The organism is Flavobacterium hauense (assembly GCF_054457175.1).
This window is the reverse complement of record NZ_JBTKVX010000018.1, coordinates 34,315-57,057: the sequence shown is the minus strand read 5'-3', so window position 1 is coordinate 57,057 and position 22,743 is coordinate 34,315. Positions and strand designations below refer to the sequence as shown.

At 37.7% G+C, this 22,743-nt stretch carries 20 protein-coding genes; 9 read left to right on the top strand and 11 right to left on the bottom strand.

The window, feature by feature from the left end; all coding sequences use genetic code 11:
* Positions 1-13: 13 nt before the first annotated feature.
* Both ACX0HA_RS13405 and ACX0HA_RS13400 read left to right on the top strand, forming a co-directional pair.
* Positions 14-556: a DUF6452 family protein gene (locus ACX0HA_RS13405; RefSeq protein ID WP_458845801.1), complete on the top strand. Its 543-nt coding sequence runs from the start codon at positions 14-16 to the stop codon at positions 554-556.
* On the top strand, positions 537-1,262 hold the full coding sequence (locus ACX0HA_RS13400) for a DUF6048 family protein (protein WP_458845800.1): 726 nt from the start codon (positions 537-539) through the stop codon (positions 1,260-1,262). Before ACX0HA_RS13405 ends, ACX0HA_RS13400 begins: the two co-directional genes overlap by 20 nt.
* A 52-nt stretch (positions 1,263-1,314) precedes the next feature.
* On the opposite strand, the gene ACX0HA_RS13395 is transcribed toward ACX0HA_RS13400, so the two are convergent.
* A complete protein-coding gene (locus ACX0HA_RS13395; protein ID WP_458845799.1) occupies positions 1,315-3,492 on the bottom strand; it encodes a T9SS type A sorting domain-containing protein in 2,178 nt (725 codons plus the stop codon).
* 136 nt (positions 3,493-3,628) lie between these two features.
* Entirely contained in the window at positions 3,629-4,294 is a 666-nt protein-coding gene (locus tag ACX0HA_RS13390) for a DUF4294 domain-containing protein (RefSeq protein ID WP_458845798.1), read from the bottom strand.
* A gap of 80 nt (positions 4,295-4,374) precedes the next feature.
* On the opposite strand from ACX0HA_RS13390, the gene ACX0HA_RS13385 reads away from it, so the two are divergent.
* Positions 4,375-5,466 carry a M42 family metallopeptidase gene (locus ACX0HA_RS13385; RefSeq protein WP_458845797.1) on the top strand — a complete coding sequence of 364 codons (1,092 nt, stop codon included), beginning with the start codon at positions 4,375-4,377 and terminating at the stop codon, positions 5,464-5,466.
* Between the two features lie 50 nt (positions 5,467-5,516).
* On the opposite strand, the gene ACX0HA_RS13380 is transcribed toward ACX0HA_RS13385, so the two are convergent.
* From ACX0HA_RS13380 to ACX0HA_RS13365, 4 genes are all read right to left on the bottom strand, one after another.
* Positions 5,517-5,906: an ankyrin repeat domain-containing protein gene (locus ACX0HA_RS13380; RefSeq protein WP_458845796.1), complete on the bottom strand. Its 390-nt coding sequence runs from the start codon at positions 5,904-5,906 to the stop codon at positions 5,517-5,519.
* Between the two features lie 206 nt (positions 5,907-6,112).
* Positions 6,113-7,060, bottom strand: coding sequence for a phosphoribosylaminoimidazolesuccinocarboxamide synthase (locus ACX0HA_RS13375; protein WP_458845795.1), 948 nt, complete (start codon positions 7,058-7,060; stop codon positions 6,113-6,115).
* Between the two features lie 49 nt (positions 7,061-7,109).
* A complete protein-coding gene (locus ACX0HA_RS13370; RefSeq protein WP_458845794.1) occupies positions 7,110-7,538 on the bottom strand; it encodes a hypothetical protein in 429 nt (142 codons plus the stop codon).
* A gap of 69 nt (positions 7,539-7,607) precedes the next feature.
* Positions 7,608-8,555, bottom strand: a complete 948-nt coding sequence (locus ACX0HA_RS13365; protein WP_458845793.1) for a PhoH family protein — start codon at positions 8,553-8,555, stop codon at positions 7,608-7,610.
* Between the two features lie 103 nt (positions 8,556-8,658).
* On the opposite strand from ACX0HA_RS13365, the gene ACX0HA_RS13360 reads away from it, so the two are divergent.
* The 5 genes from ACX0HA_RS13360 to dnaN all read left to right on the top strand — a co-directional run bounded on the left by ACX0HA_RS13360 (position 8,659) and on the right by dnaN (position 13,611).
* Positions 8,659-9,486, top strand: a complete 828-nt coding sequence (locus tag ACX0HA_RS13360) for an SAM hydrolase/SAM-dependent halogenase family protein (protein ID WP_458845792.1) — start codon at positions 8,659-8,661, stop codon at positions 9,484-9,486.
* Positions 9,487-9,577: 91 nt separating this feature from the next.
* The gene (locus ACX0HA_RS13355) at positions 9,578-9,874 is read left to right on the top strand and encodes a putative quinol monooxygenase (protein ID WP_458845791.1); all 297 of its coding nucleotides are present in this window, start codon (positions 9,578-9,580) and stop codon (positions 9,872-9,874) included.
* A 113-nt stretch (positions 9,875-9,987) separates the two neighbouring features.
* Positions 9,988-10,713, top strand: coding sequence for a gliding motility-associated ABC transporter permease subunit GldF (gldF, locus tag ACX0HA_RS13350; protein ID WP_458845790.1), 726 nt, complete (start codon positions 9,988-9,990; stop codon positions 10,711-10,713).
* Complete coding sequence (gene gldG, locus ACX0HA_RS13345) at positions 10,713-12,398, top strand: gliding motility-associated ABC transporter substrate-binding protein GldG (protein WP_458845789.1); 1,686 nt, start codon at positions 10,713-10,715, stop codon at positions 12,396-12,398. The genes gldF and gldG overlap by 1 nt, the downstream gene beginning before the upstream one ends.
* Before the next feature lie 94 nt (positions 12,399-12,492).
* The gene (gene dnaN, locus ACX0HA_RS13340) at positions 12,493-13,611 is read left to right on the top strand and encodes a DNA polymerase III subunit beta (protein ID WP_458845788.1); all 1,119 of its coding nucleotides are present in this window, start codon (positions 12,493-12,495) and stop codon (positions 13,609-13,611) included.
* Positions 13,612-13,734: 123 nt separating this feature from the next.
* Here the strand turns inward: dnaN and ACX0HA_RS13335 are convergent, their stop codons facing one another.
* From ACX0HA_RS13335 to ACX0HA_RS13315, 5 genes are all read right to left on the bottom strand, one after another.
* Complete coding sequence (locus ACX0HA_RS13335) at positions 13,735-15,582, bottom strand: hypothetical protein (RefSeq protein WP_458845787.1); 1,848 nt, start codon at positions 15,580-15,582, stop codon at positions 13,735-13,737.
* A 111-nt stretch (positions 15,583-15,693) separates the two neighbouring features.
* Positions 15,694-16,578, bottom strand: a complete 885-nt coding sequence (locus ACX0HA_RS13330; RefSeq protein WP_458845786.1) for an alpha/beta fold hydrolase — start codon at positions 16,576-16,578, stop codon at positions 15,694-15,696.
* A 107-nt stretch (positions 16,579-16,685) separates the two neighbouring features.
* Complete coding sequence (locus ACX0HA_RS13325) at positions 16,686-18,464, bottom strand: MutS-related protein (RefSeq protein ID WP_458845785.1); 1,779 nt, start codon at positions 18,462-18,464, stop codon at positions 16,686-16,688.
* A gap of 52 nt (positions 18,465-18,516) precedes the next feature.
* Positions 18,517-19,353 carry a universal stress protein gene (locus tag ACX0HA_RS13320; RefSeq protein ID WP_458845784.1) on the bottom strand — a complete coding sequence of 279 codons (837 nt, stop codon included), beginning with the start codon at positions 19,351-19,353 and terminating at the stop codon, positions 18,517-18,519.
* A gap of 128 nt (positions 19,354-19,481) precedes the next feature.
* On the bottom strand, positions 19,482-21,089 hold the full coding sequence (locus tag ACX0HA_RS13315) for an LVIVD repeat-containing protein (RefSeq protein WP_458845783.1): 1,608 nt from the start codon (positions 21,087-21,089) through the stop codon (positions 19,482-19,484).
* Between the two features lie 254 nt (positions 21,090-21,343).
* Here ACX0HA_RS13315 and mnmE point away from each other — a divergent pair, with 254 nt between their 5' ends.
* Entirely contained in the window at positions 21,344-22,738 is a 1,395-nt protein-coding gene (mnmE, locus tag ACX0HA_RS13310) for a tRNA uridine-5-carboxymethylaminomethyl(34) synthesis GTPase MnmE (protein WP_458845782.1), read from the top strand.
* Positions 22,739-22,743: the final 5 nt, after the last annotated feature.

The following is a 22,743-nucleotide window of genomic DNA, read 5'->3' as shown; positions in this document are numbered from 1 at the left end:
AGGCACTGCCTTTATGAAAAGACTAATAGCTTCTATAGCCCTGCTACTCGTAATTACCACTTATCTTTTGAGTTGTGAAAAGGATGATATCTGTGCAGACGGTACACCTACAACACCGGGCCTTGTGGTCGACTTTTACAGTAAGACAGAACCTGACCAAAAAATCGAAGTCGCTAATTTCAGATATTATGTACCCGGAAGAGAGGATGACATGCTGCCTCCTGATAAGGATACGTTAACCAGAGTTTCCAGAATTATCCTGCCATTACGAACAGACCATGACGAGGTAACCTGGGCATTAAGATATAATTCTGTATCCCCTTTAGGATTAAAAACAAGCAATACCGACCTGTTTACAATAAAATACACCCGTACGAATACTTATGTATCACGTGCCTGTGGTTATAAAACAACATTTACCCTGCTGCCTGAAACAAACGGTAATCCAAATCCGTTAATTGAACCCGGTACAGACGGTCCACTTATAGAAGACTATACAGTTGTTACTCCATATATTGAAAACCAAGATGAAGCACATGTCAAAATCTATTTTTAGCCTTTTACTACTTGCAGCTTTTTCGGGTTTTGCACAGCAGAACAAAGTCGCGGACACTATTACCAAATCGCCTATTGCAAAAACAGAACGATATGGACTTCGTATAGGAGGCGACCTTTACAGGCCGGCACGTTCGCTTTTTGAAGACGGTTTTACCGGATTTGAAGTTGTGGGAGATTACAGGCTTACACATAAAATGTTTGCTGCCGCCGAATTAGGTACAACAGAATATACCGTAGACGATGCTCAGCTAAATTTTACTACAAAAGGCAGTTACCTTAAAGTAGGCTTTGATTATAATGTTTATGAAAACTGGCTTGACATGCAAAACATGATTTATGTAGGTATGCGCTATGGTTTCTCTACATTTAGTCAAAATCTTAATTCATATACAATTTATGATACAACAGATTATTTTGAAGATGTAACTCTGTATCCCGACAAAAATTATTCAGGACTAACAGCCCATTGGATAGAAGTTGTAGGTGGTGTAAAGGCCGAAGTTGCAAAAAATCTTTTTGTTGGTTTTAGCGTACGCCTTAATATATTGTTAGCAGAAACCAAGCCTGATAACTTCGACAATCTTTACATACCCGGTTTTAACCGTACCTACGATGGCAGTTTTGGTGCCGGAATGAATTATACAGTTTCCTATCTGATACCTTTTTACAAGAAAGAGTCATTATCAAAAGAACCTAAAAAATAAAAAATGCCCCTTAATTGGGGCATTTTTTATTAATCATATTGTCTTACATTAATTATTTAATCACAAGTTTTTTAACCTGGTTTTTACCGTCAGCAGTAATACTTATAAAATAAACACCACTATTTAGGGCTGAAATATCCAAAACAGCTTCGTTAGCAGTAAAATTGTCTCTCACTATGGTTTTACCAAGCATATCTATCACCGAAACATCAAAGCCATTATCAGCATTGGCAACCCTCAGGTTAACATTAGCAGATGCAGGATTAGGGTAAACAGTGAAACTATCAGGAGTATTTTCATTAACACCCGCTACACTTTGTACTGTAGTACTTATTGGTTCTGTTGTAATTGGATCGTTGAAATCAAAGTAAATATCTGCCTGCGCCCACATAGAATCACCAATTGTAACGCTTGCTTTGGGCTTAATCCTATAAATCATGTAACCGTTGCTTTCAGGGACTACACCAGTAGCTGTATTTTCAAAAGCAAGATCGATACCTGTGAATAGGAATTCGATCTCTTCTCCTGAACGTTTTACTGTAAAGTCATCACTTCCGGATATAGCTTCAAAAGTAGACCAGTCAAGATTCTCGTCAAGATCAATTACTATCCTAACATTTTCAGCATTAGCAGTACCTTTGTTTTGGAAACGAACAGTATAATTCAGATAATTGGCAACCTGTGCTTCAGTAATATATTCCCCCTCACGCACCGTTATATCATTTGGATCGTAAGGACCAACTACAGTCTGACTCATAACCAAAGTATTATTTGCTACGTTTACATCGCCGTTTAGCGGTGTGATAGAAGCTGTAAAATTAAGTACAGTTCCCACCTGTGTTATTTGAGGTACATTGATCGTAAAGTACACCAAAGCTACTTTAGATTGAAAAGGCATAAGATTTGAATAACTAAGCGTTACTGTATTTCCTGATTGTGCCATCGCAGGAATTGCATTTGAAAATACCATATTAGCACCATCAAACTGAATTGTTACATTTCCGCTTTTGGTCGTATTTCCTAAATTTTGATACATTATAGCGTATGAAGCCACAAAACCTGCACGTGCTGTAGTAATCGGAATCATTGTTACAGCTACATCGCTTACAACGTCTCCCTCAGGAGTAATACAGAAATTCTTTTCAGCAGCAGATCCCGGCATTGTTATACCATAAACTGTAGGTGATATTGTAGCAGATGGTATGGCGTTTACATAAACCGAATTAGCACCATCCGGAACATTTTGAAAACTATAGTAGCCATCGGCATTAGTATAAGTAATGTATACATCATTATCATGGGTTAAATATACGGGAAGGTTTGCTACAGCTTCTTCAAATGTATTGCAATCATTATCAAGGTTCAATCTCGCAAAACCTGAAATTGTATTTCCGTTACAAATTATCGGCATCAGTTGTACCGGAGCCACCCAACGGCAATTGCTAACGGTTCCTGACTGCACCATAGAAACATATACCACACCTGCTACACTGGCATATGCCTGAGGGTTAGGTATGACATTCGTACCCGTTTGTGCTGCTGCCTGAGTTTGATGAAAGGTATAGGTATAACCTGTTATCACGCCACCGGTAACCTGTGGTATAACCTGAGTTAAATCGAAAATAGCCACTCCGTCTTCATTAGCACAAGCCTGTAAAGGGAGAGGTGCATTAAAATCAGGTAGTGTTACAATTGTTACCTGAAAACTTGATTCGTCTGAACATCCCCAATCGCTTTCAGCATATAAATAAATAGTTTGGGTTGAAGTTATCAACGTGTTGGGACCTAACAATGTTCCTGTGCCGTCCGGGCCAGTATAATATGATCCGGATGTCAAAGGCTGCAATTCGTAAGCATCACATGATTGTACATCCGGTAAATCCGGAACATATATCCCTGACAACCAGCTTATGTGAAAAACAGTGATGTCAGAATCTCCATTTTCATTATTGACAACCTTGGCAAAAATAAGCTGTTGCGATGGTGACACAAAAAAAACAGGATTAGCAATTGGATTTGTTCCGTTAGCGGCATCAGCCTGAGTAAGGTAATAAATAACTGTAAAATTCAGAGGATCCTGATTGCCTAAAATAATTGGATCCTGCACAGTAAGGTCAAATACCTCACTGCCGCATTGATTAATATTCGGTGCAGGATAGGCTTCTGCCTGACAGAATCCTTTAACTGCAATTAAAAGAATAATAGCTAAGAAAAGTAGTTTCTTTTTCATAAGAAGGTTTTAATTGGTTCGATGCTATTAGAACAAACCATTTGTTAAAATCCCTACTCAAAGATTAGAATAAATTTAAAAAACATCTGTAAACCGCCCTGTTTTAAAGGAATAAAAAACCGGAAAAATTCCGGTCTTATTCTTTTTTCTTATTCTTATCTTTCCATTGCTGTTTAATTGCAGGATAATCTATACTGAATGCAGGAGTTTGCTGCTCAAGCCTGTGATCTTTAAATGCCTGTAGTAAAAAACCTTCTATATGAAAGTCTTCGGGAACTGCTGCAGGACTGTATTTCATTTTCAGATCAATGTTAAACATATGTGCAATACGGTTTGACCAAAAGGCTTTCCATCCACTTTTATGGGATTTAATAAGGTCAAAAGTACTCTTTCCTGTTTGCCTGTATATAAGTTTAACCAATATTTGTCCTTCTTTTCTGGTAAGTTTCTTCAGCCTTCCTTCAAATTCATCTTCCAGATAATTTTCAACAATTTTTGCGTATTTTTTTTTCTCCTTATCGGTTTTGAGTTTTGCCAGGTTATTGCTAAGCATGGTTAGTTTGTCGGCAGCAGCTTTGGCATAGGGATAAACTTTAAGTGTCCTTCTTTTAAGGATAACAAGATTTGCACGCTCATCGACAGATAGGGTATCCTTAACATTAGATATCACCAGCTCCTGGAGCTGCACACTCATTGAAATTGAGTCCAGTTGGGCATCGGTAAGAGTATCTTTCTCTACAACCTGAGCAAATGCCCCCATCGAAGACAATAAGAGAAACAGCAAGCAAATCTGTGCTTTCATGTACTAAAAATTTTACGTCAAAATTATACAATAATACGCAACTCTGTAATCTAATTTATACTTTAGCAAAAAAATTATATATGTCTTCAAAAACCATACTAAACGACACATCGCTGTCTTTCCTGGAACAATACCTAAACAACCCTTCCCCTACAGGTTATGAATCTGAAGGCCAAAAGATATGGATGGATTACCTAAAGCCTTACGTTGATACTTTTATCACTGATACTTACGGTACTGCGGTTGGTGTTATCAATCCTGATGCACCTTATAAAGTTGTGATTGAAGGCCACAGCGACGAAATATCATGGTATGTTAATTACATAACGGAAAATGGCCTTATTTATGTTATCCGTAACGGAGGCTCCGACCACATGATTGCACCTTCTAAAAGAGTCAATATCCATACCAAAAACGGAATCGTTAAAGGCGTATTCGGATGGCCGGCAATACATACACGCCAACGCGGCAAGGAAGAACCTGCAAAAATTGAAACTATCTTTATCGACCTTGGCTGTTCTACCAAAGAAGAAGTAGAGCAATTGGGAGTTCATGTCGGATGCGTCATCACCTACCCGGACGATTTCATGATACTTAACGAAAATAAATTCGTATGCCGCGCTATCGATAATCGTATTGGTGGCTTTATGATCGCCGAAGTGGCACGCCTGCTTCACGAGAATAAAAAGAAACTTCCTTTTGGGTTATACATTACCAATTCTGTACAGGAAGAGGTTGGTCTTCGCGGCGCTGAGATGATCACGAACACCATTCGCCCTAATGTCGCTATTGTTACCGATGTTTGCCATGACAGCACTACTCCTATGATCGATAAACGTATTGAAGGCGAAACCCAGATTGGAAAAGGGCCTGTTATTACCTATGCCCCTGCCGTACAAAACAATCTTAGGGAACTGATCATTGATACTGCCAATAAAAAAGAAATCCCTTTCCAGAGACTGGCTTCGTCAAGAATTACAGGTACTGACACGGATGCTTTTGCCTATAGTAACGGTGGTGTAGCTTCAGCACTGATATCACTACCATTGCGTTACATGCATACTACTGTAGAAATGGTACACAGGGATGATGTTGAAAATGTGATTAAACTTATTTACGAAACCCTCCTGAATATAGAGAACGAAGAAACCTTCTCTTACTTCAAAGCATAAAAAAAAGCATTCGCCACGGCGGATGCTTTTTTTTTAAAAGCTAAAGATCGTTAGGCGTCCATTGCTTCTTTAAGAAGAACAGAAGCTTCTTTTGCATTTGATGCCTCTGCATGTTTAAGGGCAGTAAGTCCTCTTTCATCTTTTTCTTTTACATTCGCGCCACTTTTCAATAATAGCGTAATGATTTCAGACTGGTTGTAACGGGCAGCAATCATTAATGGTGTCATACCGTTGCATTTTTCGTGTACAGATGCACCATATTCGATAAGTTTTTTTACCGTTGCTACATCTCCTTTAGAAATCGCTACGCCAAGTGGTGTAGTTACTCCGCGCTCCCTAACTAATTCAAATTTAGAAGCAGTTCCAACATTGTTTGCCATTGTTGCGTTAGTGAATGCTAAAACAAGGGCCAGGGCTGAATAAATGATCGTTTTTTTCATGATTGATTGAATTTGATTTGATGATTGTTTTTATAATTACCGGTTGATGAGACCGTTTAAAATAATAGACGCTTACAAATTAAAAACGTTACAGTATTTTTTCGAATTAACGATAATTTAACAATCATAAACTTACTATGCTTGCATATATAAATAAAAAAAACCGCCTTAAAAATAAGGCGGTTACGAGTACTATTATGTAAGTTTTACTTGCTTAAAAAAGCTAAAACATTTTTTTCAATTCTTTCATTGATACTTGTAATATCAGCTTTGGCAAACTTCTCTCCTAAGATATTCTCATAAAGTTCTATATACCTCTCTGATACTGTTTCGATGTACTCATCGGTCATTTCAGGGATCTGCTGACCGTCTTTACCCTGGAAACCATTAGCTATAAGCCATTGGCGAACAAACTCTTTAGAAAGCTGTTTCTGCTCTTCGTTGTTGTTCTGGCGCTGTTGGTAACCTTCAGCATAGAAATAACGGGAAGAATCAGGAGTATGTATCTCGTCAATAAGAACGATCTTACCGTCTTTAGTCTTTCCGAATTCATATTTAGTATCTACAAGGATAAGTCCTCTTGAAGCAGCGATCTCAGTACCTCTCTGGAAAAGGGCACGTGTATATTTCTCAAGAACTAAATAATCTTCTTCAGAAACGATTCCCTGTGCAAGAATGTCTTCGCGAGAAATATCCATATCGTGCTCACCGTTATCAGCCTTTGTTGTCGGCGTAATTATCGGCGAAGGGAATTTGTCGTTCTCTTTAAGTCCTTCAACTAGTTCCACACCGCAAAGTACTCTTCTGCCTGCAGCATATTCACGGGCAGCATGTCCTGAAAGGTAGCCACGGATAACCATCTCAACCTTGAAAGGCTCACACAGAAGGCCAACAGCAACATTGGGGTCCGGAGTATCAATAAGCCAGTTTGGCACTACATCTTCGGTAAGGCGCATAAATTTAGTAGCTATCTGATTCAGTATCTGCCCTTTGTATGGAATACCTTTTGGCATAACTACGTCAAAGGCCGATAGCCTGTCCGTAGCTACCATTACCAATAGCTCATCGTTAATATTGTATACTTCCCTTACTTTACCGCGGTAAACCGATTTTTGCCCCGGAAAATTGAAATCAGTGCTTGTGATGGTATTCATGAAACTGTTATACGTTTAATGGTTTTTTGAAGATGCAAAAATAAGAAAGTTAATTGTCTAATCTTTTGTTTTTATCATACAATTTGTAATACATGGCGAAAACTGCATTCATTACTGCTATTACTATTGTCAGTATTGAAGTTCCAACTGTTAATCCATAATAATCATACCTCTCTTCAAAATTTACCACAAATGGTATTAATATGATTATAAAATAATGAACAATAGAAATCCTAAGATTTATTCTGCATTTAAACAGCCATAAAAAACCATATCCAGTAACAGCAATTATCTGAGAACCTAAAAAGAAAACTCCACTGGCAGCAACAAAATCATAGGCCTGACCAATTGTTTTATTCACGCCAAAAACAAAATACGATTCAGGAAAAACTCCCGTCAATCCTAACAGGATACTTAGAAATGTAATATAGCCCAACCCAATCAGAAAAAGATGCTTTGGTTTAGAAAAATCAATCATAAATAGCTAACAAAGTAAAACCTGCAAAACTATAGAAATTCTGCAGGTTTATATAAGAAGTTTTAAATTCTAATTCGTGTGCTCAATCGTCTTGTATGCTTCGATAACTTTCTTAACAAGGCGGTGACGCACGATATCTTTATCATCAAGATAAATAATGCCTATACCTTCCACATCTTTCAGGATAAGTATCGCTTCTTTCAGTCCGCTGGTGGTACTTCTCGGAAGGTCGATCTGGCCCGGGTCACCCGTAATCATAAATTTAGCATTCTTACCCATACGCGTCAGGAACATCTTCATCTGCGAGTGGGTTGTATTCTGCGCCTCATCCAGAATCACATAAGCATTATCCAGTGTTCGTCCACGCATGAATGCAAGAGGCGCAATCTGTATGATTCCTTTAAGAATATAATCTTCTAAAGTCTGCGGAGGCAGCATATCACGCAATGCATCATATAAAGGCTGCATGTACGGATCAAGCTTTTCTTTCATGTCCCCCGGAAGGAAACCGAGGTTCTCTCCTGCTTCAACAGCCGGACGGGTAAGTATGATACGCTTTACCTGTTTCTCTTTTAATGCTTTTACCGCAAGGGCAACACCGGTGTAGGTTTTACCCGTACCGGCAGGGCCTATGGCAAAAACCATGTCATTCTTAGCCATATAGTCCACAAGCTTCTGCTGGTTTGGCGTAATGGCTTTTATAAGTTTGCCGCCTATACCATGTACCAGTATCTTATCGCTCGGATCCATTTGCTCTGTTTGCGAATCGCTTTGAATTACCCTTTCTATGACATTGTCATCAATGTTGTTATAGCGTGTAAAGTGCTGCATAAGCCTGTTAAAGCGCTTTTCAAATTCGTCAAGAATTTCTTTTTCACCAAAGGCTTTTAACGTGGTTCCGCGTGCAACGATTTTCAGCTTAGGATAATATTTTTTTATGGTTTCAAGATGAGAATCCTGAGCACCCCAAAAATCTTTCGGGGCAATGTCTGTCAGTTCAATTATTCTTTCGTTCAAAAGCAGTTTATTTTAATTAGAGAAATGAGCATATAATTATTAGCTTTGCAATCAAATTTAGTGAAATTAAATCTCGCTTTTTGTAAAAGTTTTACACAATTTTATGTCAATAATTACCCTTACAACCGATTTTGGCCTCAAGGACCATTTTGTGGGCGCTTTGAAGGGAAAAATTATTTCCGGCTATGACGAAGCCCGGATTATTGACATTTCTCACGACATCGACCTGTTTAATGTTTCGGAAGCCAGCTATATCATTGGTGCTGCATATAATAGCTTTCCAAAAGGCTCTGTACACCTCATTGGTGTCGACTCCGAACTGACCAAAGACAACAAGCATATTGCCATGCAATGGAATGATCACTATTTCATTTGTGCCGATAATGGTATCTTAAGCATGCTTACGCAAAAGATCGTTCCGGAAAAAATAGTTGAGATAAATATCCATGACAGACTGCCGGAAGGTTCAACCGAAATGGATGCCTTCGTGGCTGTGGCCTGCCATCTCGCAAAAGGCGGACAGCTGAGCGTCATAGGCCGTGAGATAACCGAGATTAAAGAAATGAATGAACTGCAGCCTGTTGTGGCAGCCGACCTCAATTCGATAAAAGGGTATATTGCCTACATAGACCACTATGGCAACTGTGTTACCAATATTCCATATAAGCTTGTCAAAGACACTGCCAAAGGCAGGGATTTTGAAATAAAGTTCAGTACCAAGACTATAAAATCGGTACGCAAGAACTACTCAGACTTTGTTATCAGGGAAAACTTTACCATAAAAGATTACGAAGGCGATAAGCTGGCTATATTCAATGAAGCGGGCTTCCTTGAGATTGCCATATATCGTAGTAATCCGTTGACTGTAGGCTCTGCTAATACGCTATTAGGACTAAAGTTTAGAGATGTTATCAATGTGGTTTTTAAGTAGATTTTCAGACAGTTAGATTATTGAATCATTCGATAAAAGACGGTTTGAAATTTGTAATTTGTGATTTGAAATTTAAATTGAAAATAACTGTATGTTTGTACGCATAGTAAAAATGGGATTCTACGAAGATAAGGTTCAGGCCTTTCTTGATAATTTTGAACAGGTTAAGGAGCAGATACGAAATTTCCCCGGTAACCGTTTCTTAGAGTTGTATCAGGACAGGAACGACCCAACCGTGTTTTTTACCTATAGCTATTGGGAAGATGAGGCTGACTTGAAAAAATACCGCCAGTCAGAGCTATTCATTGAAGTGTGGGCTTTTACAAAGCAACTCTTCAACCAGAAGCCGGAAGCCTGGAGTGTAGATAAACTGGTTACTTTAGAATAAATCGATATGCGTTTTGTCATTCTGAACGAAGCGCAGCGAAGCTGAAGAATCTCTTTAGATATTTTCTTTTGTCGAAATTATAGAATGTGTATTATTATATTTAAAAGAAATAAATGAAAGCATTGTTATTACGTGAGATCAAATCCTTTTTCGGTTCACCGATAGGTTATTTGGTCATTGCTATTTTCCTGCTGCTCAACGGCCTGTTTTTATGGGTATTTGAGGGTGATTTCAATATACTGAACAGTGGCTTTGCCGACCTTAGCCCATTCTTTACCATATCGCCATGGATAATGATTTTCCTTATCCCTGCGGTAACCATGCGTAGTTTCTCGGATGAAAAAAAACAGGGAACCATCGAATTGCTTTTTACCAAACCATTGAGTGTATGGGAAATCGTAAACGGGAAATTCTTTGGTGCATTAACACTGATCGTATTAGCACTTATACCAACAATTATCTATGTTTTGGTTATATCATATTTTGGTAACCCGCAAGGTAACATTGATATGGGAAGCACTATTGGTTCTTACTTTGGCCTGTTGTTTCTGGCTGCCGGATATACGGCGATAGGTATCTTTACCTCTACCCTGTCTGACAACCAGATCGTAGCATTTATTGTTTCTGTGTTCCTTTGTTTTGTTTTCTATTTCGGGTTCGAAGGCGTAGCTAATTATATTGGCAGCATTAAAGGCCTTATATCATCGCTTGGAATGGATTATCATTTCAAGAGCATGAGCCGTGGTGTAATTGATACAAGAGATGTTATTTACTTTGTAAGTATTACTGTATTGTTCCTGTCGTTAACTGTTTACAAACTAAAATCAATCAAAGGATAATGGAAGCAGTAAAACAAAAGAACTTTAAACAGCTTGTCATCACTGCGATTATACTATTGGCAGTAAACTTTGGCGGATACTATTACTTTAAACGTTTTGACCTTACGCAAGACCAGCGTTATACCTTGTCTCCTGCAACATTAAGTATCATAGAAGAGGTAAAAGATCCTGTATATATAGATGTATTCTTGGAAGGGCAGTTTCCTGCTGAATTTAAAAGGCTTCAGGACGAAACAAAGCAATTGCTGGAAGAATTCCACGCACGCAATTCTAATATCATTTTCAATTTTATCAATCCGCTTGAGGACGGAGATAACCCTCAGGAGGCAATGCAGAAACTTTACAGTATGGGCATGACACCCGTAAATGTTACTGTAGATGATAAAGGAAAACAATCCCAGGAAGTGGTTTTTCCGTGGGCTATGGTAAATTACGAGAAAAAAACAGTCAAATTCCCGCTTCTGAAGAACATGACCGGAGCTTCTACAGCTGAAAAAGTTGTCAGCTCTGTACAGCATCTTGAATATGCTGTTACCGACGCCATTAACAAGGTAACAAGGAAAAAAGAGAAAAAAGTAGGCATACTAAGGGGTAATGGCGAAATGAAAGAACGCTTCATGGGCGATTTAATCAGGACCATTGGCGAAAACTACCACATTGGGCCGTTTCCATTGGACTCTGTTGCGCAAAACCCTGAAAAAATGGTTAAAGCCATTAAAAATTGTGACCTTGTAGTAATAACCAAACCAACTGAAGCCTTTACAGAACAGGAAAAACAGGTTTTGGATCAATATATTGTCAGTGGGGGCAAAACCCTATGGATGATAGATGCCGTTCAGATAGAGATGGACAGCCTTTATAATGAAAGCGGTACCACACTGGCTTTCCCTCGTGACCTTAATCTTAATGACATGTTCTTTAAATATGGTATCAGGCTTAACCCTGACCTTGTTAAAGATGAGATATCCACACGTATTAAGCTGGCAACCGGAGCTCAAGGAAGCGAAACACAATTCCAGGAGTATCTGTGGCGATTTTCACCTTATGTATATCCTGACTCAAAGAACCCTATCGTTAAGAATATGGACGGTATCAGGTTTGAGTTTGCCAATAGCATCGATACCCTTAAAAACGGCATCAAAAAGACTGTACTATTAAGATCTTCCCAATACTCAAGAAAGGTTGGTACTCCAACAGAGATCAATCTATCTATGGTAGAAGAACAGACCAGCCCGAAAGATTACACAAACAAAGGGCATATCCCCGTAGCTGTATTGCTTGAAGGTAAATTCCGATCCGCATTTGAGAACAGGGTCCTTCCGTTCAAGGATTCTTCTTTCAGGAATGAGGATAAGGCCGGAAAAATGATCATTATATCCGATGGTGATATTGCCAAGAACAGCCTTGACAAGAATTTTCAACCGATGGAGCTTGGTTATGACAAATGGACGGGAGTGCTTTATGATAACAAGGGTTTCCTTATGAACTGTGTAAATTACCTGCTAGATGACAAAGGACTTATTAACATCCGAAGCAAGGATGTTGACCTTCCATTGCTCGACACCCAGAAAGTTCATGAAAACTATACAGCCGCGCAATTTATAACTGTCGGATTACCAATAGTGATTTTAGCACTGTTCGGCTTCCTGTTTACATACCTTAGAAAAAGGAAATATTCAAAGTAGTGTTAATAAAAAATGTTGCACTATTCAATTTGATTACGATATATTTGTGAAACGTAAAATCAGTGGGTTTTACATCTAAAAAACAAAAAAAGAGATGAAATTTATAGTATCCAGTTCATATTTGCTAAAACAACTGCAGGTTTTAGGAAGTGTCATAAACAGTAATAATACGCTGCCTATACTTGACAACTTCCTGTTTGAATTAGATAATACCGAATTAAAAGTGTCTGCTTCAGATCTGGAGACAACTATGTCTGCCACACTTGAAATCGATTCAGAAAGCAAAGGTAGCGTTGCAGTCCCTGCAAAACTATTGCTTGAGACTTTAAAGACATTTCCTGAGCAACCGCTTACTTTTACGGTAGAGGATAACAACACTATAGAAATAAGCTCTAATTCAGGTAAATATGCACTTGCTTATGCCGCAGGAGATGAATTCCCTAAAGCAGTAACGCTTGAAGACCCTTCTTCTACCCTTGTACCGGCAGAAGTTCTGGCTACAGCTGTAAGCAAGACTATTTTTGCTGCCGGTAACGACGATCTTAGGCCTGTAATGTCAGGTGTATTCTTCCAGTTCTCTCCGGAAGGACTAATTTTCGTTGCAACTGACGCACACAAACTTGTAAAATACTCAAGAACAGACGTTAAAGCTTCGCAAGTGGCTGATTTTATCATGCCTAAAAAACCATTGACTATCCTAAAAGGTATTCTTGGTTCTTCTGATGCTGAAGTTAAGATCGAATATAATGATTCTAACGCTACGTTCTCGTTTGACAACTATGTACTTACCTGCCGCCTTATCGATGGCAAGTATCCTAACTACGAAGCTGTTATACCAAAAGAAAACCCAAATAAACTGCTTATTGACAGGACACAGATATTAAGTTCTGTACGTCGTGTGGCTATCTTCTCTAATAAGACAACACATCAGATCCGCCTTAAGATTGCAGGAACTGAATTAAACATTTCAGCAGAGGATATTGATTACTCAAACAAAGCTGAAGAGCGTCTAACGTGTGATTATCAGGGAGACGATATGCAAATAGGCTTCAACTCACGTTTCCTTACAGAAATGCTTACAAACCTTCAGAGTGATGAAATCATGCTTGAGATGTCACTACCTAACCGTGCAGGTATCCTTACCCCGGTTGACGGCCTTGACGAAGGTGAAACTGTTACCATGCTGGTTATGCCGGTAATGCTAAACAGCTAAAATCGCTATTTAACCAATCCTTTTTTATAGAAACCCGTATCGCATAAAGCTTTACGGGTTTTTTCTTTTTATTTTCCGGTGCTGTATTACTACCGATTTTGTTTTAGTGAAGCGTCAAAATATTTATTTCCCAATTGCTTTTAAAATTCTATCTTCTTGGATGAGTACATCTCTCATCAATAAATTATGCGGAAAGACTTTCAGCTTGGAATTTCTGAAACCAACTAAAATTTTCATCAGTGATGAAGCTGTTATTAGTGATAAATTCAATTCATATTCTAAACCGCAATCTTTTATAAAATCATCTGAAAACTCCGGTGCAATTAAAAGTGATTTAATCACTTTATAACCATTCTTTTTAGCAATTGAATCATACGCTTTTAATTGTCTGGATACAGAACTAAACTTATTATAATTGCTTTCCTTTATTGTTTTACATTCAACAATAATCAAATCATTATTATCAAGATTAATAAGTATATCAATTTGTTCTTTTGAAGTATTTAAATTTTTACGCAGACCTTCATCAATATTAAAACCTAATTCAGTTAAAATTTTCTTTGTAAGGTCTTCAAACTTTATCCCTAAATCAGCTTCTTTAACTGCAATACCTCTTTCTTTCAAAGCATTTAAATTTCTGAAGCCAATATTTTCATAGTTTTCCAAAAGGAGGTTTTCAGAATCTTTATATGCATCTAAAACATTAGAAATTATATCGCCTCTGGTTTTTATTTCTTTAAGTCTACAGAATTCTTCCAGTTCTTTTTCGGGTATGAGTTCAAGAATATCCCTAGGCTTAATATTATAATCTAATAGAAAATTACTCCTTAAAACATTCTCATCCTGTAACTCAAATTTAGTCCTTAAAGCCTGATTAATATGAGGAATACTCTCCCCTATTTGTATCAACATTTTTTCATATCCATCATGAGACATTCCCAAATTATCATCCCGGTCAATTTCCTCAAAATAATTAATTAAGTTATCTATTTTTTCTTCAATAAGTGTTCCTTTTAGAGATGTGATTAATAAGCTCTTCTCACAAAAGTCATTAAGATATTTTTTTTTATCAGTTAAAGTTGTGCCCTCTTTATGAATATCTTCAATAAATATTTGACTGAATGAAATTCCAGAGTTTATGATTTCATTGATCTTACCTTCTAATGGTAATTTTCTATCAATGTTATGCTTTTTGCTTATGAGATTGATTTGAGGTTCTCTAAACAATAATAAAATTCTTCTGAAGAATTTATCACCCACTTCTTTACCACGAATTTTTCTTAAAACCCTAACTACTTCATCAGCTATATAAAGAGTGTTGTTCTTTTTTGAGTAAAAAACAACTCCAATTGATTTCAATTCATTAATAACTGCATCAATTTCAAGCTTCTTTACAGGAAGAATTAAATAATTTATCAGTTTAATTTCCTCTTGTGAAAGAGACAATTGATTTGCAAGTGTTAAAAGAATTGCGTGTTCATCTGATGTTATTTTTTTATCTTGATTATTAGCTTCGTCATTAAAATATGCCGTTTTTAAACATGACAGATAAATTTTATAATCTCTCTTTCGTTCCTCAGAAATTTCAGATTTGTCGCTATTTATTTCTTCCTCAAAAGATTTAAGCTTAGATTTTAGAGATAATAGTTCCTTTTCATATAATCTCGAAAACCAGTCCTGGCGAATAATACAGCATCCATCTTTTGAGATAATATCAATTAGAATATCTAATTGAGATGAAGTTTTTAAAAATTCATTTTTGATATATTCTGCAAATTCATCCTCTAAAAGATTAAAAACATTTACAATATTAATACTGTCAACATTTTTTAGATCTCTGTTTGAATCAGACAAAATATTTTCAATAATTTTTCCATTCTTTGGTTTAGAAATAATGATTGTATCAATAATTTTCAAGAATGAATTCTTTTCAAAGGAATTGATATTGTTAAGTATTTTTTCAAGTTTCATATCGTAATAAATTGGTTGGTATTACGAATATAATCATAAAATTTTAACAATTTCTTACAACAATAAAAACCGCAATTCAACTAATGCCAAATTGCGGTTTCCAAATCGGGTTTAAAAGCCCTTATACTTATGATACGAATCAATACTGTTGCCACCGGCAAAAGTAATCAAATCTTCATTGAACCTGTTTTTATGCGTATAGAACAAACCATGCGGCGCATCATCATATACAACATACTCGGCGTGCGGCACCTGCTTAACTGTTTCTTCGGCTGAAATTTCGATAGGCACGGTTTCATCTTCCCTTCCGTGCATTACCAGCAACGGAATTTTTATTTTAGTAAGATCGTCCCTGAAATCGGTTGTCGACCAGGAATGCATCGATTTAACCGTTGCATATAAAGCTGCATTAAGGCTGCGGGTAAGGCTTTGCTGCAGGAACTCCTCGCTCACCGGATGATTGAAAGTATGGTAACCATAGAATTTCTTACCGAAGTCTGACAAAAATTTAGCACGGTCTTCTTCTAATTGTTCTTTCATTGTATCAAACTCCTCCTGTGGAATTCCACGAGGATTATCAATTGTTTTTAGCAAAAAAGGAGTTACAGATCCAATAAGGGCGGCTCGTGTTACCCTGCCATCAGCATTATATTTCGCCAGATAACGTGCCACTTCTCCACCACCCATGGAAAACCCCACAAGAGTAATATCGTTAAGATCAAGTTCATCTATGATCGCTCTGAGGTCAGAGGCTAAAGTGTCATAGTCATATCCTTCCCAGGGACGGGATGAATTACCAAATCCCCTCCTGTCATAAGCAATTACTCTTACATTGTGTTTAGGGAGCTCATTAAGCTGATATTCCCACATTGCATGGTTAAGCGGCCAGCCATGTATTAAGATAATCGGCTTACCTCTTCCAACATCTTTGTAAAATAGCTCCACTTCTTCGGAATTTCCCGATAAGCTTACTGATTTTGTTGTAATAAATGGCATAATATTGTTTTTAGCAGTTAATAATTCATATAAAGTTACTAACTACAAATCGCAGTATTATGCTAATTAAGAATTCGTTAGGTGTTAAAATCTTACATGGTAATTTATTACTTCTCTATTATGCCCATCTTTTCCATCAGAAAGGTCGCGCTTTTATTTTTGCAGATACCATCACGCAGCCTATAATCAAAATACAGTTCATTATCTACGATCTGCGCCTCAAAACAGCGGTTTATCAATTTCTCCGGATAATCGTCAGTAAGAGAGCAGACTTCTATATCGTGGGTTGCTATTGCACCCATGCCCTGCAGGTCAAGCATTTTTTGTATGACTTTTACAGTTCCGCTGTGTTTGTCTTCAGAGTTAGTTCCCTTTAAGATTTCATCCAACAGTATAAATGCTCTCTTACCCTGTAATTCATCAATAATATATTTAAGTCGCTTTACTTCAGCAAAAAAATAGGATTCATTTTCGGTTAGCGAATCTGATAATCGCATGGAAACCAATACGGGCAACGGATGAACATTTGCCTGCTGAGCACATACCGGTGCTCCAACTCCGGCCAACACCATATTTATACCCAGGCTTCTGAGAAATGTACTCTTACCCGACATGTTTGAACCTGTCAATATCATGAATCCGGGATCAAATTTTATATCATTACCTACTCTTTTTTCTTTTTCGATAAGTGGATGTGCTAAATCTTTAAAGTCGATCTTAAAGCAGTCATTCAGCTCAGGGAAAACAAAATCAGGATTATTATAATACAGATTACCAAAACTGCTTAAGGCTTCAATTTCGGCTATTGTATCAAGCCACGAAACAATATCTTGTGAATGCTGTTTTTTCCATTGCCATAATGCATTAAGCGAATGTATGTGGAATAAAAATGCCCCGTTAAACAATAGTGCTCCAAAGACATTATTAATGCTGTCAAGCCTTGAAAAGAGCACAGCTAATCTTTTTATCTCTTTTGATACCTTTTTATTGCCTTCATTAAAAACCTGCTGTAGAGCTTTCAGTTTTTCAGAGTCAAATTGCTCCTTTTCAATCACCTCAATGATAAGTCCGTAATGGTGAATGATTTCGTCGATTTCGGTAATATCTCTAATCTCCGCTTTAATTGACTTTAAATGAATTAATGTAAATAGAATATTAAAACCAAACAGGCATCCGGCAATATCACCAAATGTTCCATTTGCAGTTATAGCATAACCTATACAGGAAATTATAAATAATACAGGTGAGAGATACATAATACCTTTTACCGCGAATGACAAATTCCCTAAAGTTTTCTTTGTCCAGGCGATGAGTGCCCCGTAAACAGATTCACTGTCTTTTTTTACCATTCCCAGAGCCATGATTTCCTGCCTGAATTCAGGCTTAGACGCTAGTTCTTTTATAGCTTCCTGATTGCGTTTGATATCGTCATTAGGCAATATACCTTCCAGTAATCGGGCAAGTTTTTCATTTCCCTTATAGGTTTTGGTGCGGTTAAGGTTATGGAAAAGTGATTTAGCTCCAAATATATCCAAATCGTGCGAATAGGAATGAGCATGATCGGTAAAGGAGGCACCATCTCCAAACGGAATCGCTTTACCCGAAAGATAATCCATTTCATCCTGATTTATCTTTACCATTGCCTCTGCCCTGAGCTTTTTGTTGAGCACAAGTACGTGCCGGTTCATAAGTAGAATAAATTCTACCACACAAAAAGCCATACAGCTAAGCAGCACAGCCGGATTTTCTGCTTTAAGGCAATAATACCCAAGAACAAAAAAGGCAATAACCATCAGAAGCCTTGAAGCACTGATTATGTTATACCGGATAGTGAGCTTTTTAAGTTCGTCTAAATGGGCAGCCTTTCGCTTATTATAAAATTCCATACGCACACATCTCTGTCAAAAATTTAAATAAAATCCTGCCTCTGCAGATTTTTTAGCTTTCATGGAATACCAACAGAGGTATCCTGGTATGATAGGCCATTTTTTTTGTCAGGCTGCGATGAAATAAACCTTCGAAGAAGCCACGTTTATGAGTACGCATTACCAGCATTCCAACATGCTGATTTTGTATAAAATCAAGTATTGTCTGTTCGATATGGCCTCCGGCTATATTGTAGAAGTCTATTTTTTCGCTTCGGTAAAATATCTTCCATTCATTTATCCTTTCTTCGATATCTTCTGGATCATCATCATTTTTGATGTAAAGACATAGCACTGATGCTTCAAATTTACGTGCTATCTCAAGTGTTTTTGCAAGTGCATCGTTATCCCTGTCTTTATATTGGGTGGTAAAGGCAATGCTTTTTATAGGATGGTATTCCGCTTCGGCTGGTATACCCAAAACAGGTACAGTAGCATTGGCAATGACCGAAGCAGTAGAGGAACCCAAAAAAGTTTCCTTAAGCCCTGATGCCCCTTTTGTTCCCATCACGATCAGATCGATTTCCTCTTCTTTACATATCTTATTGATATTGTATATAAGATCACCATACAGCAAAACATTTCTCATTTTCACATGCCCAAGGTTTCGTCTTTCAGCAATTTGATGCAGTTCCGGCAATTGTTCCCTGAAGCTTTCAAACTGGTTCATCTCGACTATATCAAAAATCTCTTTGGTAGACTCCGGCAATGGTGGGGTTTCTACGATTGGAAGATCATAGACGTGCAGTATTACCAGTTCAGCTCCAAAAGAATCGGCGAACCTTAGTGCATAGATAAAAGCCGTTTGGGCAGCTTCGGAAAAATCGGTTGGAAAAAGAATTTGTTTCATGAGACCGTATATTGGTTTACCATAAAATTACAAAAAATATACCGTCTTCTTACATTTTAATTCTCAGTGTTATGTTAAAAAGCAAAGGGCTGCCAAATGGCAGCCCTTATAATCTTGTGCATTGTTTATTATAGCTTGTTGAAAGTATCAACATAATTACCTGTTATAGTAACGTTGCTTCCTTTTGTAACACTACCGAAGATAGTGATTGAAGAACCTGAACCTACAAATTCAAGTTTAGCACCACTGTTAAGTATCATGTTTCCATATACTACAACCGATCCTTCAATTTTAAGTGTACCATTAACATTCAGAGAATTGTATGGTGTAAGAACCGATCCCTGTGCCAGTGAGCCTTTCATATAGAATACTCCACCGCTGTTAACATTGATTCCCTGAGATACTGAAAGTGAACCACACCATGTAAGGTTTGCATTTACATTTACACCTGTTAGTGCTGCTGCTCCCTGATATTGTTTTGTTTCGCCCGAATTAACGTTTAACCATGTAGAACCTGTATAGGTAGGGAAAGATGTACAGTCAACAGTACTTGTTACCATCTTAACTATTTTAAGGCCTCCGTTACCCATTGCTGCAAATATATAGTCTCCTGAACTTGTAAGGTAGTTACATGAGCTGTTTCCGCTAAGGGCAATCGAACCAAGGAAACTTAATACCTGGTTTGTGTTTTTATAGATATACATACCGGCACCACCATTGGCAACAAATACATTTGAACTGTTTACAGAAACCGCATTAGTAGTAATATCACTTGCAAGTACACCAGCAACATTTGTTGGTACTGCAATCGTTTGGGTTTTAGCACCAGTTGAGATGTTATATACTCCAAGTCCGTTGTATCCTTCAGAAACTAATAATGAAGTTGTTCCAAGGAAATCAATTGTTCTTTTAGCCTGCTGAACATCCTGAGATGTAGGGAATGAAGCGATTTGGGTAAGGCCAGTCGCGTTATAAACTTTTACTCCCTGAGTTCCACTCAACACAACAATTTTGTTATCATTAAAACCTACCGCTCTAAGATCTGCCAATGGTATTGACATTTCAACTGCGTTAGAAGTCTTGTTAAGTTGGTACAGAGAGCCGTTATTTCCTGATACTGCGTAGTATTTTGATGATGAAGAAGTAACTGAAGTACCTGTATTACCAGCCAGAGAAACCTGGTTTAGCGTTGTAGTTACAAGACCGCCGTTAAGAGGCATTACACCTGAAAATGCTGCTGTTCCTGCTGTAGGAAAAGCGTCTACACTTCGTGCACCGGCAATGTATAGCACTCCGCTGTCAAACCTTACGCTGCTTACATCGGTATTTGGTAATATTGCCTGAACCATAAGCGTAGGGGCATTAGGATTCGAAATATTAATAACATCAATAGCTCCACCATAAGCTTCACCTTCGATATTGTAAGACACATACGCATATGTACCATTAATAGCTACGTGAGTAGCCTTAAGTGTCCTTCCATTATAAGAAGGTGGTGCAACTTCAGCAACAAGTGTTAACGGAAGTGTACCGGCAACCTGCTCTGTCCTGTCTGAGCTTGAGCTGTCGTCTCTCATAGAAAGCACACCCACATTATCAAAGCTAATACGCTGGTTAAGAGCCGATGCATCACTATCCAATACAATATCATTACCCTGTACATCATCATCGTTGTTACAAGATGCCATCATAAAAATAGCTGCTAATGCTGTAAATCTTAGTAAATTAAGTTTCATATAATAATAAAAAATTTAGTTGCTTAAATATATTAATTTAGTGCCAGTTCAAAAAGACATTTAACTTCTTCTTTGCAGGCTCCCTTAGAAAATAAAAGGACGTTTATGCTCACCGAATAAAAAATCTTATTTTCCATGATTATTCCGTTTTGATGAGACAAATATAGAAAGGGAAAATTGACTGAAACAAAATTTGAGGTAAAGCACAAATTATGTGCGGTAAATAGGCTTATCTTTGCAAAAAATCATACAAAATGATACTACAGGACACGATAGTTGCACTTGCCACCCCTTCAGGATCAGGCGCTATCGCAATCATAAGGATATCGGGGAACGATGCCATTGCAATAGCTTCAAAGGTTTTTGTATCAGTTAGCGGTAAGGACATTACCCGCCAAAAAACGCATACGCTACACCTGGGACACATTGTAGATGATAACAAAACTTATGACCAGGTATTATTGTCGCTCTTTAAGGGAACCAACTCTTACACCGGAGAAAACACCGTTGAGATATCGTGTCACGGATCTACATACATACAGCAACAGATTATTCAGCTTTTATTACGCAAAGGCTGCCGTATGGCTAATGCCGGTGAATTTACCCTGCGTGCTTTTCTTAATGCCAAACTTGATCTTTCGCAGGCAGAGGCAGTCGCCGATTTGATAGCTTCTGATAATGAGGCTTCTCACCAAATTGCAATGCAGCAGATGCGTGGTGGCTTCTCAAACGAAATTGCCAAATTACGCGAAGAATTGCTGAATTTTGCATCACTGATAGAGCTTGAACTTGATTTCGCTGAAGAAGATGTCGAATTTGCCGACCGCTCACAATTCACCGAACTTTTGGAACGCATTGTATTTGTACTTAAAAGACTTATAGATTCCTTTGCTGTAGGCAACGTTATAAAGAATGGTATACCGGTTGCTATCGTGGGCGAACCTAATGTTGGCAAGTCAACTCTGCTTAATGCTTTACTCAATGAAGAAAGAGCTATAGTATCTGATATTGCAGGAACTACACGCGACACAATTGAAGACGAATTAATCATTAATGGCATAGGATTCAGGTTTATTGACACAGCAGGTATCCGCGAAACGCAAGATGTAATAGAGAGTATTGGCATCAAAAAAACATTCGAGAAAATAGAACAGGCACAAGTGGTTGTCTACCTAGTTGATGGCTATCAGCTGATTGATAATTCAGAATTAAGTCGCCTTAAAATCGAAGTAGAAAAAGTAAAAAACCAGTTTCCTCTAAAACCTATTGTTGTTATAGGTAATAAAGCTGACAAGCTTACTGCTGAACAAAAAGCCATTATATCATCTGTTATACCGGAATTACTGTTGATTTCAGCTAAAGAGAATATTGGCGTTGAGGAACTGAAAGACAAATTACTTTCATTTGTTAATACAGGTGCTCTACGTAATAATGAAACGATTGTAACTAACACCCGCCACTACGATTCATTGATTAAAGCCCTTGAAGAAATACAAAAAGTACAATTTGGCCTGCAATCAGGTATCCCTGCCGACCTTATGGCTATTGATATACGCCAGGCTTTATATTTCTTTGGGGAAATCACTGGCCAGGTCACAAATGACGAACTGTTGGGAAATATTTTTGCTAATTTCTGTATCGGTAAATAGCAGGT